At 60.0% G+C, this 14,417-nt stretch carries 9 protein-coding genes; 3 read left to right on the forward strand and 6 right to left on the reverse strand.

Annotated features, from left to right (window positions below; all coding sequences use genetic code 11):
- Positions 1-97: 97 nt before the first annotated feature.
- The 3 genes from N688_RS06895 to glgP all read right to left on the reverse strand — a co-directional run bounded on the left by N688_RS06895 (position 98) and on the right by glgP (position 6,846).
- A complete protein-coding gene (locus N688_RS06895) occupies positions 98-2,104 on the reverse strand; it encodes a mycofactocin system FadH/OYE family oxidoreductase 2 (protein ID WP_052888596.1) in 2,007 nt (668 codons plus the stop codon).
- Positions 2,105-2,182: 78 nt separating this feature from the next.
- On the reverse strand, positions 2,183-4,198 hold the full coding sequence (locus tag N688_RS06900) for an oxidoreductase (protein ID WP_052888597.1): 2,016 nt from the start codon (positions 4,196-4,198) through the stop codon (positions 2,183-2,185).
- A gap of 104 nt (positions 4,199-4,302) precedes the next feature.
- Positions 4,303-6,846, reverse strand: coding sequence for an alpha-glucan family phosphorylase (gene glgP, locus N688_RS06905; protein ID WP_052888598.1), 2,544 nt, complete (start codon positions 6,844-6,846; stop codon positions 4,303-4,305).
- A gap of 578 nt (positions 6,847-7,424) precedes the next feature.
- On the opposite strand from glgP, the gene N688_RS06910 reads away from it, so the two are divergent.
- Positions 7,425-7,940 (forward strand): hypothetical protein, encoded by a 516-nt coding sequence (locus N688_RS06910; RefSeq protein WP_052888599.1) that lies wholly within the window; start codon positions 7,425-7,427, stop codon positions 7,938-7,940.
- Between the two features lie 48 nt (positions 7,941-7,988).
- On the opposite strand, the gene N688_RS06915 is transcribed toward N688_RS06910, so the two are convergent.
- Positions 7,989-8,690 carry a LuxR C-terminal-related transcriptional regulator gene (locus N688_RS06915; RefSeq protein ID WP_052888600.1) on the reverse strand — a complete coding sequence of 234 codons (702 nt, stop codon included), beginning with the start codon at positions 8,688-8,690 and terminating at the stop codon, positions 7,989-7,991.
- Positions 8,691-9,058: 368 nt separating this feature from the next.
- Complete coding sequence (locus N688_RS06920) at positions 9,059-9,643, reverse strand: GTP-binding protein (protein ID WP_052888601.1); 585 nt, start codon at positions 9,641-9,643, stop codon at positions 9,059-9,061.
- A 407-nt stretch (positions 9,644-10,050) separates the two neighbouring features.
- Here N688_RS06920 and gatB point away from each other — a divergent pair, with 407 nt between their 5' ends.
- The gene (gene gatB / locus N688_RS06925) at positions 10,051-11,544 is read left to right on the forward strand and encodes an Asp-tRNA(Asn)/Glu-tRNA(Gln) amidotransferase subunit GatB (RefSeq protein WP_052888602.1); all 1,494 of its coding nucleotides are present in this window, start codon (positions 10,051-10,053) and stop codon (positions 11,542-11,544) included.
- 183 nt (positions 11,545-11,727) lie between these two features.
- Positions 11,728-12,951 carry a Glu/Leu/Phe/Val family dehydrogenase gene (locus N688_RS06930; RefSeq protein WP_052891397.1) on the forward strand — a complete coding sequence of 408 codons (1,224 nt, stop codon included), beginning with the start codon at positions 11,728-11,730 and terminating at the stop codon, positions 12,949-12,951.
- 248 nt (positions 12,952-13,199) lie between these two features.
- Here the strand turns inward: N688_RS06930 and N688_RS22705 are convergent, their stop codons facing one another.
- A complete protein-coding gene (locus N688_RS22705) occupies positions 13,200-13,838 on the reverse strand; it encodes a hypothetical protein (RefSeq protein ID WP_052888603.1) in 639 nt (212 codons plus the stop codon).
- Positions 13,839-14,417 lie beyond the last annotated feature (579 nt).

Genomic DNA, 14,417 nt, shown 5'->3' on the forward strand with positions numbered 1-14,417 from the left:
TCGCTTCAGCACGGCGGGTTTCCTTGTATTGTAGCATCTAAGGCGAAATCGGCAAGCCTCTGAACCTACTCCGAGCCAAGAGAAACCAACGCCGTCCTCACTCACCATCGACAGGAGCCAGACCCTCCAGCCTCAATGCCCGCCCAAGGCGCTCCCCATCGAGGATAGCGTGCTCCACACGCCGTGGTGCTAGACAGTCTCCCACACGGTACAGATGAGCAACGCGCCCCTTGAGGTCCTGATAGAGGGCCTCATCGGCGACCTGGGGAGCAACCACGACCACCAGCGCCAGCTCATCAATGGTGCGAGCCTGACCAGTATAGTTATTGACAATGGTCGCTCCTCCGGGGTGCAGGGACGCCAGATAGTGATGTGGGGTGAAGAGCGCCCCGTGGGCCAGCATACGCCGATACCATAGCTCGATATCCAGGGTCACGCTCAGATCGCCGCCTACATAGAACTGCGGCGTCACCACCTCAACCTGACAACCGCGCTCTGCTAACAGCTCTGCCACGCTGGTCGCCTGATGGAAGCCGACCTGATCGTAGACCAGAACGCGCTGGCCGGCAGCCGCCGTCTTCTCTCCCAGAAGCACCTGCCAGGGATTGGCCACGTGAGGCAGATCGCCGCCCGGCACTGGAACTGGCCCCGGGCGCGAGCCGGTGGCAATGATCACCGCGTCCGCCTGCTCTCTCAGAACAGAGTCGACGTCAACCTCGGTGCCTGTGATCACCTCAACACCCACCTCGGCCAGCTCGCGCTGGAGATTCCGAGCCGCATCGCCGAACTCAACGCGGCCCGGCACTCGCACGATAAGATTGATCTGGCCCCCCGTCTCTGGCTGGCGCTCATACAAACGTACCTGGCCTCCGCGTTGCGCAATCACTTTGGCCGCCTGCATGCCTGCTGGTCCACCGCCCACGACAAGCACTCGCGGGCGACGAACCCTGCTCCGCAGAGGGGGCCGTGAGGGTAGGGGCCGGAAACGTAGCTCGTTCCCAGTGGCTGGCGTCTGGATACAGCCCAGGCTGAGATTCAGCCCCATCCGTCCGATGCAATACTGGTTACAAGAGATGCAAAGGCGGATACTCTCACTATGTCCCTCGCGCGCCTTGCGGGCAAAAGCGGGATCGCAAATCTGACCACGCACCACATCGACCATGTCGGCCAGCCCTTCACGCAGAATGCGCTCCGCCTGGACGGGGTCCTTGATGCGTCCGGTACAAAAGACAGGGAGCTGCACGACCTCGCGCAGGCCCGCCGAGACGAAGAGCTGGTAGCCGGGCGGCGTATGCATCGACCCCTCAACCATATAGAGGTTATGGAATTCGCCGATGCTCGTATTAATGAAGTCGAGCTGTCCGGTAGCCTCCAGGCGCAGGGCGATCTCGCGCACATCGGTGAAAGTCAGACCGCTGGGAATCAGCTCGTCGCCGCAGAGGCGAATCCCCAGGGGAAAATCGCGACCGACCTCGGCGCGGATGGCCTCAATGACCTCCAGTACGAAGCGCAGGCGATTCTCCAGCGAGCCACCGTAAGCATCCTGGCGGCGATTGTAGTAAGGAGAGAGAAATTGGCGGATGAGGGAGCTATGCGAGGCTTGCAATTCGGCCCCATCGAAGCCGCCCTCCCGCACATGGCGAGCCACCAGAGCGTAGCCACGCACGATCTCGGCGATCTCCTCGGCCTCGATCTCCTTACACATCTCGCGGTGGATCGGATCGACCAGCGGCGACGGGCCGAGCACGGGGCGGCGCGAGTAGATACTGCTCGCCTGCATTCCATTGTGATTCAATTGGGCAAAGATGCGTGTCCCATAGTCGTGAACGGCGCGCGTTAGACGGCGATAGGCGGGAACGACCTGCGGATCGAAGCCGTGGATCAATTTCTGATAGGCCCAGTCGCTGGGATGGACCGATTGCTCCTCGGTAATGATCAAGCCGCAGCCGCCGCGGGCGCGCTCAACGTAATAAGCGGTCAAGCGCGGGCCGGGCTGATTCTCCTCGGCCAGATTCGTCAAATGGGCAGCGAAGACGATGCGGTTGGGGATCACCACTGTGCCAATGCGCAGCGGCGTAAATAAATACTGAAACTGGCCAGCCATCGGCGGAGCCTCCTGTGCTGCTCAGGCGCATGCTTGCCTGCTCTCTGCTACACTTGTGCGCGAGTGGGCTGCTGACGCTCAGGCCCAGAAGCCGGCCTGGCGCCCCTCAGCGATTGCCTGCTCGATGCGGCGGGGCGCAACGCAGTCGCCGGCGCGGCGCAGGCGGGCGAGGCGCCCTTTCAAGGCAAAGTAGAGATCCTGGTCGGGCTGCTCATAGACCCCCAGCACGACCATATCGGCGGGCAGGGCGCGCTCTGCCAGAGCGAAGCGCTCGCGCACGACCACCTGTCCGGGCTCAATGCGCACTGCGCTGGTATGGGGGGTCATGACCACCCCATGAGGAAGCACCCGTCCCAGCCAGGCTGGCAGATCGTGGGTAGCGACCAGATCGCGCCCGACGTACCAGTCTTCGGTCACGATCTCAATCTGCCATCCCTCATTGGCCAGCAGCTCCACCGTTGAGAGCACGCCATGTGAGGCCGTCTCATCGATCACGACGGCTCGCTGGCCAGGCCCAGGCACTCGTTCACCCTGCAGGATACGGCGCACATCCAGCACGTGGGGGAGATCATGGCCAGGAATCGGCAGCAGCCCCTGGCCCGCTTTCGCACCTGTGGCCACGAGCACTGCGCCAGGGCGCTGCTCCAGGAGCCAGTTGGCGTTTACGGTGATGCCGGTGCGCAGCTCGACCCCTAGACGCTCGCATTCGCTCACCAGATAATCGATGATGCGGCGCAGTGAGGTGCGTCCTGGCGCTCGTGCAGCCAGAGCGACCGCCCCGCCTGGCTCCGGCTCGCGCTCAAAGATTACAACCCGTCGCCCGCGTAGGGCGGCGGTGCGCGCCGCTTCCAAGCCTGCCGGACCAGCCCCCACGACAACAAAGGCTTCGCTTAGCGAGGGCGTCTTGCTTGGAGAAAGTTGGCTCTGGCTCTGGCGGCCTGCTGCAGGCGGCTCGCTGCCCGGGGAGAGAGAAGCAGGCCAGGGATGCAGAACATCGGGGTTAACATTGCAGCTGAGAGCCGCATTGAGCAGGCCACGTACCTGGCAGCCCTGGTTACAGGCCAGGCAAGGTCGCACACGCTCCGCCTGGCCCTCTTGAGCCAGACGCGGCAAGGTGGGATCGGCGATCAGGGGCCGAATCATCTCGACTCCATCAGCCTGGCCTGCCGCAATAATTGCCTCCGCCTGCTCGGCGTCCATAATGCGGCCAGCGGCAAACACAGGAATAGCGACCGCCTCCTTCACGGCTGCCGCTAGCGCGACTGTATAACCGGGGGCGACATGCATTGAAGCGTGGAAAGGAAACAGGTGGGTGCTCAAGATGCTACCCATCGTCACCGTCAGATAGTGCACCCGACCTGTCTCAGCTAAACGGCGCGCAATCTCGACCCCCTGCTCCGGGGTAAGCCCGGCCCACGGTGCCAGCTCATCGACACAGAGACGCACCCCAAGAACAAAGCGTCCCTGCAGGACGGCGGCCACGGCTTCGATGGTCTCCTGCAGGAAGCGCAGACGGTTTTCCAGCGATCCCCCATAAGCGTCACTGCGCTGATTAGTCAGTGGCGACAGGAACTGACGCAGCAGCGAGCGATCGGCGACTTGCAGCTCTATCCCGTCGGCCTCGCCGCGCGCAGCGTGCTGGGCAACCAGAGCGAAGCCGGCGATCACTGCGCGAATATCCTCCAGCTCCATTGCCTTGGGCACCTCGCGCGTAGCCACATCGGGCACGGCAGAGGGGGCCCACAGCTCGCGCTGATGATGATCACTTACTCCCTGCTGACCATTATGGTTCAGCTGCACCAGAGTCAACGCTCCAGCGGCGCGCACACGAGCACTCACCCTGGCCAGAGCCGCTGGCGTTTCGGGCAAGTAACCAAGGAGGGCAGCCTCGTAGGGCTGATCGGAGGGATGCACGATGTGCTCCTCCAGCACGATGCTACCAACACCTCCTTCGGCCCGACTGGCGTAGTAGTCGCTGTGCTGCTCACTCAGCAAATGCTGGCGGGCGAAGTTGGTCGTGTGGCTCCCAAAAATCAGGCGATTGCGCGCCTCGCGCGGCCCAATGCTAAGGGGTTGAAACAGTTGAGCGTACATGCTTCTCATGGCGTAGGGCGGATTCTCCTCTAGCGGCACTGCCAGCGCCGCCCGTTTTCATTGACCAAAGAGACCAGGCAGATTGACGACTCAGGCCCCAAGCCTCAAGCCCAACGCACCAGACCCATATCGTGCTTGTCCGCCAGCAGCGGATGGTTGGGTAGCACGCGCACCCCGTAGACCAGACTACCGCTCTCCTCCGGCTGGAAACGAGCTTCGTAACGATACGAGCCATCTTGTTCCTGATGCTGATACTGCATAGGGATGGCCCGCTGATTAGAGACCTGCTCGCCGTCACCGCTCTCACCGTAGACCAGCTCGACCAGCAGATCATCCGGCGTAATCTCTTGCGCGCGTACCCAGGCTCGCACCTCGATGTATTCGCCCAGGCTCAGCTGACCCTCGCGTCGGCCCTCGACGTAGAGAGCCAGACTCTCCCAGCGCTGTTGAATGCGCTCTTTCCACTGGGCCAGGGCGCGGGCCAACTCGTAGGCGTTCTGCTCGACTCGCTGGCCCTGCTGAATCTGGGGCACATAAAAGCGCGTCGTATATTCCTTGACCATCCGTCGCGTGCTGAAGTGGGGAGCGCAGGATCGAATAGCTTCTTTCATATAGCTGATCCAGCGATGAGGCAGACCGCTATTGGTCAGGTCGCGTTCGTAGTAGGTAGGGATGATCTCCCCTTCCAGGAGAGCGTAGAGCGACAGGCTATCGGCCTCATCCTGAATCTCGGGATTATGATACTCGCGCTCCTCGCCGATGGCCCAGCCGTTGCGCCCGTTATAAGCTTCGGCCCACCAGCCATCGAGGACGCTACAGTTAGGTTGCCCGTTCAAAGCTGCCTTCTGGCCGCTGGTACCGCTGGCCTCATGAGGACGAATCGGATTATTCAGCCAGAGATCTGTTCCTGCCACCAGATAGCGTGCCATATCGATATCATAGTTTTCCAGAAAGATGACCTTGCCGCGGAAGTCATCGCTACGGGAGATGCGATAGACCTGCTCGATCAGCGCCTTGCCGGGTTCATCGGCTGGATGGGCCTTGCCCGCAAAGATAATTTGCACCGGACGCTCGGGATTATTCATAATGCGTTTCAGACGCTCCAGATTGCGGAAGAGCAACGTGGCCCGCTTATAGGTGGCAAAGCGGCGGGCAAAACCAATCAGCAGGGCCTCGGGATCAAGCATACGCTCGAACTCGGCCATCTGCAGCGGTCCCTCGCCCAGGCGCAGGTGCTGCTGTTTTAAGTGGCGGCGCACGTAGTCGACCAGCAGGCGTTTACGCTGCAGATGGACCTGCCATAGCTCCTCGTCGGGGATCTCCAGCACGCGATTCCACAGATCCGGCTCATCGACGTGCTCCGCCCAATCCGGTCCCAGGTAGCGCTGGAAAAGGGCATTCATCTCGGGAGCCACCCAGGAAAGGGTATGGATACCGTTGGTAATCGAATCGATGGGCACCTCATCGGGGTCGACGCCTGGCCAGAGAAACTGCCACATCCGGCGCGAGACCGCGCCATGCAGCTTGCTCACTCCATTGTGCTGTCCAGTCAGGCGCATCGCCAGCACCGTCATCCCGTAGGTTGGCCCCCAGCCATGATCTTCGCGGGCTACCTCCAGAAACTGCTCGCGCGAAAGGCCGAGCTGACCCCAGTAGGTATTGAAATACTTGTCGATCAGATCGTAGCTAAACGTATCATTGCCCGCTGGTACCGGTGTGTGGGTAGTGAAGAGCGAGCTGGAGGCCACGACCTCGCGCGCCTCGCGGAAAGTCAGCCCGCAGGCGACTAGCTCGCGGCAGCGCTCCAAATTAAGGAAAGCGGCATGTCCCTCGTTGATATGCCAGACAGCCGGAGCAATGCCCAAAGCTCGCAGAGCGCGTACACCTCCAATGCCCAGGACAATCTCTTGAGAAATGCGCATCTCGCGGTCGCCCCCGTAGAGGCGGGCCGCCAGCTCACGATCGGCGGGAGCGTTTGGTTCAACATCGGTATCCAACAGATAGAGCGGAATACGACCCACCTGGACGCGCCAGACCTTGGCATGGATGCGGCGTCCTGGCAGATCAACGCTGACCAGCACCTCATTGCCATCGGGGCCGCAGGCTGGAGTTGCTGGAACCTGGGAGAAGATCAACTTATCGTAGAAGGCTTCCTGGATACCCTCGCGCGTGATGCTCTGCCGGAAATAGCCCTGGGGGTAGAGGAAGCCCACGCCCACCAGCGGCAGGCCCAGGTCACTAGCCTCCTTACAATGGTCCCCAGCCAGAATGCCCAGGCCGCCGGAATAGATAGGCAGAGCCTCATGCAGGCCAAACTCAGCTGAGAAGTAAGCGATCACGCGCTGCTCCAGCTCTGGATATGTGCGGGCGAACCAGGTGCTGCCCGGGGCCGGATGCATATAGCGATCGAATTCCTCCAGCACACGATCATAGACCTGCAAATACTGAGGATTATGTGCGGCCTTCTCTAAATACTGTGGTCGCACCTCGCTCAGAAAGTGGACAGGATTGTGACCAACCGCCTCCCATAGCTCGGGGTCGAGCGAGCCATAGAGCGCGCTGGCTTCGGGGTGCCAGCTCCACCACAGATTGTAAGCAAGCTCATAGAGGCGGCTAATCCGGGCGGGCATGATGGGGAAAACGGTCATGCGTCCGAATACTTTCACGGAAATCAAGCTCCCTTTCTTCGCTTACTGGACTGGCCTTTGGGCTGTGTCGTTGTCTTATTCCCTGTGGCCGGTGGCCCGGCGAGTGATCAAAGGCCACCGGGACTGATCTCTCGCCGCCAGGCGAGACTTGTTTCAGGGTACCACAGCCGGCAAGAGGAGATTCCCCAGCTTGCTCCTTGGGTTCCCGCTCTGCTCGTCAGCTCCTGCACATACAGGTCCGGAGACGCAGGCAGGGCCTGTCAGCCCGAGACAGGCTCAACCTGGCTTCTTGCTCCTCTTCTTCTCATTCTCATTATGGCATATTGCGTGAGGGGTACGCTCCCTTCTGCTATGAAAGGCTTGTTTTTGCCAGGCTTCTTCGACTATACTTGGCAATGCGAGGCAGACTGAAAGCCTGAGCCTGGCGGCGACGGCACGGGCGAGCGCCAGACCCATCAGTCCCTCTGCGAACCTGCTTGTCAGCGAGCGAGTCGTAGCCGACCAGCTCGCCAGTGCTCTCCAGGCAGGGCAGAGCTGCCCAGATACACCTCTTGAGAGGAAGGAGAAAAGATGTCGGCATGAAGCGACGACAGCGCATCCGATCGGGTACCTGGAAGATCAGCGGCCTCGTTGGAGCGCTGCTGCTGGTGATCGGTCTGGGCGGCTTTATTCTCCTGCTCAGGCACCCCCAGGGAGGGCTGAGGCTGCTCGTTCCTCACCTGGCTCAGACAAATCAAGCTTCGGCTGTTCAGCTACCCGCCCTCTACACCGCGGGCGTCATTCTGGGCACACCCTCCCAGCCAGCCAGCCTGAGTCAAGAGGAGGCCCTCTTGCTGGCAAGCCAGTGGGAGCCCGAGGTGGCCAGCAAAGCCAAGAAGGTGCTTGCCCGCTATGTCCTCCTTACCTACATTCCTCGCGCGAGCAACCGGGCCCAGATTGAAAATGTCCCCGCCTGGATGATCCTCTATGAGCAGGTACCGCTGCAGCCCGCCGATGCCTCCGTTGATCCCACGCCCTTCCCACGCTCAAGTTATGACTTTTACCTGTTTCTTGACGCCAAGAGCGGGAAAGTGCTTCTGAGCCTATGGACCTGACTGGCCTGGCTCAAAGCTGCCTGCAGCCTTTTCTCCTCTCACCTGGCCTTACGTATCCTGGATCTTGATCCAGCCGTGGCGGAGAGCATGCACCACAGCGGCGGTGCGATCGTTAACCGCGAGCTTCTTAAGAATCGATGTAATATGGTTTTTCACTGTCTGATCGCTAATCTTCAAAGATTTAGCGATCTCCTTATTACTATTCCCACGGGCGATGTAGTCCAGAATCTCGATTTCTCGGCTAGAGAGCGGGGAATAGCTCTCTTGTCCGTCGCTCTCCTCGGCGCCATTATGAGGAGCCACTGGCAGCTCGCGCAGCGACTGCAAAACACGGCTGGCGATCTGAGGGCGAGCCAACACCTCATCGTTGATCAGATACTCACCACGATTCACACGTTGCACAGCCTCGATCAGCTCCTCGGGCGAAATATTGCGGGTATAGTAGGCTGCGGCGCCCACCTTAATCGATTGAAAGAGGCGCTCCTCGTCCTCGGAAGGAGTAAGGATCATGATAGCCAGCTGGGGAGCCAGCTGGCGGAGTTGGCGAGCGAGCTCGAGGGCGTCAGTGCTCTTAAGGCCGGCATCCAGCAGAATTACCTCGGCTCCTGGATCGCGTGCCAGTGCCAGAATTTCGGCGGGCTGAGTCGACTCGCCCACGACAGTGCACTGGCCCAGGCGCTCAAGCGTATAGCGAATTCCTTCGCGGAACAGCGGCTGCTCATCAACGATGATGACACGGATAGTCTCCATAAGAACCTCGCAGCGGGACAATCGATCGATCGAGCGAGCGGGCAGCCCGACGTTTTTATCCGGGCTGCCACGCAGTGAAGGCCTTTCATCCACAAAGGGAAGAGAAGACCAAATTCCCCTTCGTAGGGAAGGGGAAAGCGACCAAACCAGGTTTTGCCGTATTATACACAGAGAACTGTCGATGAACAACGAGTAAGACAGGAACAAAGTTGCTCTACATAGGCGGTGGAAGAGGCACAGGGAGAAAGAGTTGCTGAAAAAAGGTCGGGCCATCCTGCCAGCCAGAAGAGGAGCAGCGACTCTTTACCACAAGAGGAGGGCGAAGCGAGCGAGCGCGTGGCCTAGAGAAGCGCCGTTGGCAGGCTGGGCTAGATACGTTCGAGGCGGCGAAGGGTCGCGTTGATGGCGACGCGCAGGCATTCGATCACGCCGTAGCCGGTGACAGCGACGGCCTCGAAGCTAGGGACGCGGTACGGGTTCAGGTACTGTTCCAGCACCGACACTGGCAGAATATCCTGCAAGTCGCGCTTATTCCACTGCATCACCAGCGGGAACTCGGTGATATTCTTATTCATGCGGCGGAGCTGTTCCTGAAGCTCGTTCCAGCTTTCGATATTTTCCTGCAATTTACTGGCCTGAGAATCGGCCACAAAGATTACGCAGTCGGCCCCTTTCAGCACCGAGATCCGCGTCTGCTGGTAGAGCACCTGACCGGGCACGGTGTAAAGCTGAAAACGGATTGAGAAGCCATTGACCTTGCCCAGCTCCAATGGCAGCAGATCGAAGTAGAGGGTACGCTCTGTCTCAGTATCGATTGAGACCATCTCACCTACATCGCGGGGATCGACTGCCTGATAGATATAGTGCAGGTTGGTTGTCTTGCCAGACAGACCAATGCCATAGTAGACGAGCTTACAAATGATCTCGCGTTTGGCCATATTAATCAGGGACATAGGTGGTCATTCTCCTCATCCGCTCGCTGGTGTGCCTTGTCGTGGTAGCGCATCGTCTCCTCTTCTCTGCCAGAGGAGGGCACCGTGCCTTTGAATCTCAGCAACAGTTCTCTCGTGCGAAGCAATACAAAAGGTATTTCCTGGATTTCTCAAGGGAAGCTTGCGTTTCGGCGCAAGACGTCCCACGATGTTGGTGCCTTCAGTATACCAGAGTCATCCGTATCTGGCAAGGACTCCGGCGTCTCTTTCCGGCCTGTTTATCCCAAAGCAACGGCCTGACGGCCTGTCCGGGCGGTGTCGCGTTGTGACTGGGCCTGTCACGGCTACCCAGTTGACGAATTCAGGGGAAAGGGCTAGACTAACGGGTGACAGTGACGCTGAAGAAGCTTTCAGGAAGGTTGGGAAAGATGGCTGTACCTGCTCATACCGAGGTTACCACCGAATTCGAGGTTGTCATCGGTCTCGAGGTTCACGCTCAGCTCACCACGCGGAGCAAGATGTTCTGCTCCTGCAGCACTGACTACGCCAACGCCGCTCCCAACACCCATGTCTGTCCCATCTGCATGGGGATGCCGGGGGTGTTGCCGGTCATCAATCGGCAGGCTGTGGCCTATACCATTATGACGGCGCTGGCCCTCAACTGCAGTATTCCCGAGTATTCCAAATTCGACCGCAAGAACTATCCCTACCCCGATCTGATGAAGGGGTACCAGATTTCCCAGTACGATCTTCCGCTCAGTCGCAATGGCTATCTTCTGATTGAGCACGATGGGCAGGTGCGGCGCATCGGTATTACGCGCGTTCATCTGGAGGAAGATACTGCCAAGCTGCTGCATCGGGACGGCTACAGCCTCGTCGATATCAACCGTGCCGGTACCCCGCTCATCGAAATCGTCAGCGAGCCGGACATGCGCAGCCCCGAAGAAGCGCGGCTCTATATGCAGAAGCTGCGCGAGATTCTTGTTTACCTGGGAGTCTCTTCGGGGCGCATGGAAGAGGGGAGCCTGCGCTGCGATGCCAATATCTCGGTTCGTCCCCGCGGACAGCAGGCGCTCGGGGTTAAGACCGAGATCAAGAATATGAATAGCTTCAAGGCCCTGCAGCAGGCCCTTGAATATGAGGCTCGTCGTCAGATCGAGGTGCTGCGGGCCGGCGGAGCGATTCAGCAGGAGACTCGTGGCTGGGACGACAGCCGGGGGATGACAGTGCCGCAGCGCAGCAAAGAATATGCTCATGACTATCGTTACTTCCCTGAGCCAGACCTGCCGCCGCTGGTGATCAGCCGTGAATGGGTTGAGGAATTGCATGCCCGCCTGCCTGAGCTACCCGATGCTCGCCGGCTGCGCTACCAGCGCGACTATGGCCTCTCGGCTCAGGATGCCGATATTCTCACGGAAGAGAAAGCCCTCGGCGACTACTTCGATCAGGTCATGATCCTTTCCCCTCATGTCCAGGATCGCCAGGCCCGAGCGCGCGCAGCCAGCAACTGGCTCCTGAGCGAGGTGGTTCGCCTGCTCCATGCGCATGATATCGCCCCGGCGGCTTGTCCGCTGAAGCCGGAGGCGCTGGTGAATCTATTAGATCTGCTTGATCGCCAGCGTATCACCGGCAAGCAGGCGAAGGAGGTCCTCGATGAGGCCTTTGCCAGTGGTGAGCTGCCGGAAACCATCGTGGTGCGCAGGGGCATCCAGCCGCCGATTACCGACCCGCAGGCACTGGAGCGCATCATCGTTGAGGTCATTGAGGCCAACCCCAAGATCGTGGCCGATTACCGCTCGGGTAAGACCAACGCCGCTCAGTATCTGGTCGGCCAGATCATGAAGCGCACTCGTGGTCAAGCCAAAGCCGATCTTGTCCAGCAACTCTTGCGCGCCAAGCTTGACGAGACGCCCACGGCCTGAGCGAGCTTGACCGGCCCTGGCAGTCAGGCCAGACTGTCGGGTTGCAAAAGACGGGTGGGGTGAATCCAGCGATCTTGGCTGCATCAGCTGCTCTCAGCTGCAACATACGGAAAAAGGAGCAAGAACGTGGACCTACACAACGACGTGAAGTCCTCTCGCGAGACCCGTATTAACCCCTATGAAATGGCTGTGCAGCAATTTGAGGAGGCTGCCGATCGGCTCAATCTCTCGGAGGATATGCGAGAGATTCTGCGCAAGCCCAAGCGCGAGCTGACAGTCAACTTTCCTGTACGCCTGGATGATGGCCGGATCAAGACCTTTACCGGCTATCGCGTGCAGCACAACGTGAATCGCGGGCCCGCCAAAGGTGGCATTCGCTACAGTCCTGATGTGACCCTGGACGAGGTCAAAGCGCTGGCCATGTGGATGACCTGGAAGTGTGCGGTGGTTGGCATTCCCTATGGTGGAGCCAAAGGCGGAGTCATCTGCGATCCCAAGACCATGAGTCCGGGCGAGCTGGAGCGGCTGACGCGCCGCTATGCGACCGAGATCTCGATCATCATTGGCCCTCACAGCGACATCCCGGCCCCCGATGTCAACACCAATCCCCAGGTCATGGCCTGGATTATGGATACCTACTCGATGCACGAGGGCTTTTCTATTCCTGCCGTTGTCACAGGCAAGCCGCTCTCCATTGGAGGCAGTGAGGGGCGCAACGATGCTACGGCGATGGGCGTGCTCTTTGTCACCCGCCAGGCAGCGCACCGCATTGGCATGCCCTTACGCGGAGCGCGGGTCAGCATTCAGGGATTCGGCAATGCTGGCTCCATTGCGGCCCGTCTCTTCCACCACGAGGGCTGCAAAATCGTGGCCGTCAGCGATACCCGGGGCGGCATCTACAACGAGGCCGGGCTCGACCCCGCTGCCGTGCTCCGACACAAGCAGGAGAGGGGCAGCGTCGTTGGATTCCCGATGGCTCAGCCGATCAGCCCCCAGCAGGTTTTGGAAGTGCCTTGTGATATCCTCATCCCGGCGGCAACCGAAGGCGTCATCACCGAAGCCAATGCCAGTCGTATCCAGGCGCGCATCATTGCTGAGGCCGCCAACGGCCCGACAACCCCTCAGGCGGACAGGATTCTCGGACGCAAGGGCGTCATTGTCATTCCGGATATTCTGGCCAATGCCGGCGGCGTCACGGTCAGCTACTTCGAGTGGGTGCAAGACCTCCAGAGCTTTTTCTGGGGTGTTGAAGAAATCACTCAGAAGCTGGAGATCATTATGAAGCGGGCCTTTGCGGCAGTGGTCGAGAAAGCTGAACAATATCATTGCGATCTGCGGCTGGCGGCCAACATGCTGGCCATTTCACGGGTGGCTGAGGCCACCCAGATTCGCGGCATTTACCCCTGATCTGACGTGGCGATCAGCCGAAGAACGGGTAGGTGACAGCCCGAGAGGCCCGCAGCGAGTATGCATCAACAAAAGGGCCAGGGGCCGAAAGAAAAACTGGCCCCTGACCCTTCCTGGCTGGGATCGGACTGAGATGGCAAGAGCAAGTTCACCCACATGCGAGGAGCCTTAAGGGGAGCCTCTCCTCTTACTTGCTATTCCAGTCCGGCCAGCATCCAGTTCAGCGCAACGTATCGTAGCAATTTGGTCTAATAGCCGCGGCGTGTCTCGCGTTTTGGACGTTTGGCGGGTTTAGACTGACGACCGGGTTTGGGCTGCTTCTTCTTACCTTTACCGCCGGGCCAGAGGTCCTCGTCCTCCTCCTCCTCTTCCTCGTCGAAAAACTCCTCGTCCTCCTCCTCTTCCTCTTCCTCGAAGTCCGGCTCTAGCTCCTCCTCTTCCGCGTATTCCTCCTCCTCTGGAGGAGTATCCAGAGGCTCTTCCTCTAGCAGCTCCTCGTCCTCTTCATCGGCCTCCACGCTCTCCTCATCCTCTTCGACGGTTGGAAGCTCCTCTTCGGGGGCGATGGTTTCCTCGGAGGAGGCTGCCGCAGAAGAAGCTGCGGGTGCTGTGACCTCGGACTGATGGGCCTGAGCTGTTAGCGTTTCCGCCTGAGAAGCGCGAGGCTCCTCACGCTCGCGGCTTTCGCTACTGGGTATGTGGCTGCCGCGAGCCGGCTTTCGTGCTGCCCCTGACTCCTGGGAGTCGCGTTCACCCCGCTCACCCGTCTCGCTCTCCTCGGTGGTCTTGGAGCTGCCGATCACCCGGCGTCCGGCGGCGACATCGAGCCAGAACTGAGAATAGTAGTGCGGACGTTCGGTGTCCTTTTCGCTCTCTTTCCTCGTCATTGGACCTGCGGCGCAGCAACCCCCGCCAGGAATCTGGGGAGAAGCGCCGCCTCCTTTCCCTCAAACAGTATCAGAAGATGACGACAAAAGCGCCGTAATGTCCGTGCTTTCAGACGGCAAGCCGTCTGGGCGCTGCTGCCGGTGCCTCTCTCCCCGGACCGGGTGTGCTGATCGTCTCCCTCCCTCCCTTTCTCCCTCGGTCCTGTTGGCGTGTTGGGCTGCGGGGTTACTTCAGCCCTGATGCTTGCCGGCCTCATGACTGCTTAGCTGGTTTGACTCTGGTCGACTGGCTTTCTCACGAGCTGAAGGGGGACATTCCCACGCACGGACAGGGTTGATGGGAGACGAAGAGCTGAAGGGAAGCAGGAGAGCCGCCTCCACCCCAATGCGATCAGTATACCGGCAGGAAAAGGCAACGTCAAGCGGTCCATCGGGTCACGCCTGCCATCATTTCAGCGCGTAAACGGACCTCCCCTTGCGGGGGAGCGTTGATCTCTCGGGAACGCTCCAACCCACCCGGATGTCCCAAATGTTTTCCGAAAGGCCATGATAAGAAGAAAGTGGAACCCTGTCAAGAGT

It is taken from the genome of Thermogemmatispora carboxidivorans (assembly GCF_000702505.1).
In the GTDB taxonomy this organism is placed as follows: domain Bacteria; phylum Chloroflexota; class Ktedonobacteria; order Ktedonobacterales; family Ktedonobacteraceae; genus Thermogemmatispora; species Thermogemmatispora carboxidivorans.

Bases quoted from the DNA above. Each gene is read 5' to 3' on its own strand.
- N688_RS06895 (WP_052888596.1), bottom strand. From the start codon at position 2,104: ATGGCTGGCCAGTTTCAGTATTTATTTACGCCGCTGCGCATTGGCACA.
- N688_RS06900 (WP_052888597.1), bottom strand. From the start codon at position 4,198: ATGTACGCTCAACTGTTTCAACCCCTTAGCATTGGGCCGCGCGAGGCG.
- glgP (WP_052888598.1), bottom strand. From the start codon at position 6,846: ATGACCGTTTTCCCCATCATGCCCGCCCGGATTAGCCGCCTCTATGAG.
- N688_RS06910 (WP_052888599.1), top strand. From the start codon at position 7,425: ATGAAGCGACGACAGCGCATCCGATCGGGTACCTGGAAGATCAGCGGC.
- N688_RS06915 (WP_052888600.1), bottom strand. From the start codon at position 8,690: ATGGAGACTATCCGTGTCATCATCGTTGATGAGCAGCCGCTGTTCCGC.
- N688_RS06920 (WP_052888601.1), bottom strand. From the start codon at position 9,643: ATGTCCCTGATTAATATGGCCAAACGCGAGATCATTTGTAAGCTCGTC.
- gatB (WP_052888602.1), top strand. From the start codon at position 10,051: ATGGCTGTACCTGCTCATACCGAGGTTACCACCGAATTCGAGGTTGTC.
- N688_RS06930 (WP_052891397.1), top strand. From the start codon at position 11,728: ATGGCTGTGCAGCAATTTGAGGAGGCTGCCGATCGGCTCAATCTCTCG.
- N688_RS22705 (WP_052888603.1), bottom strand. From the start codon at position 13,838: ATGACGAGGAAAGAGAGCGAAAAGGACACCGAACGTCCGCACTACTAT.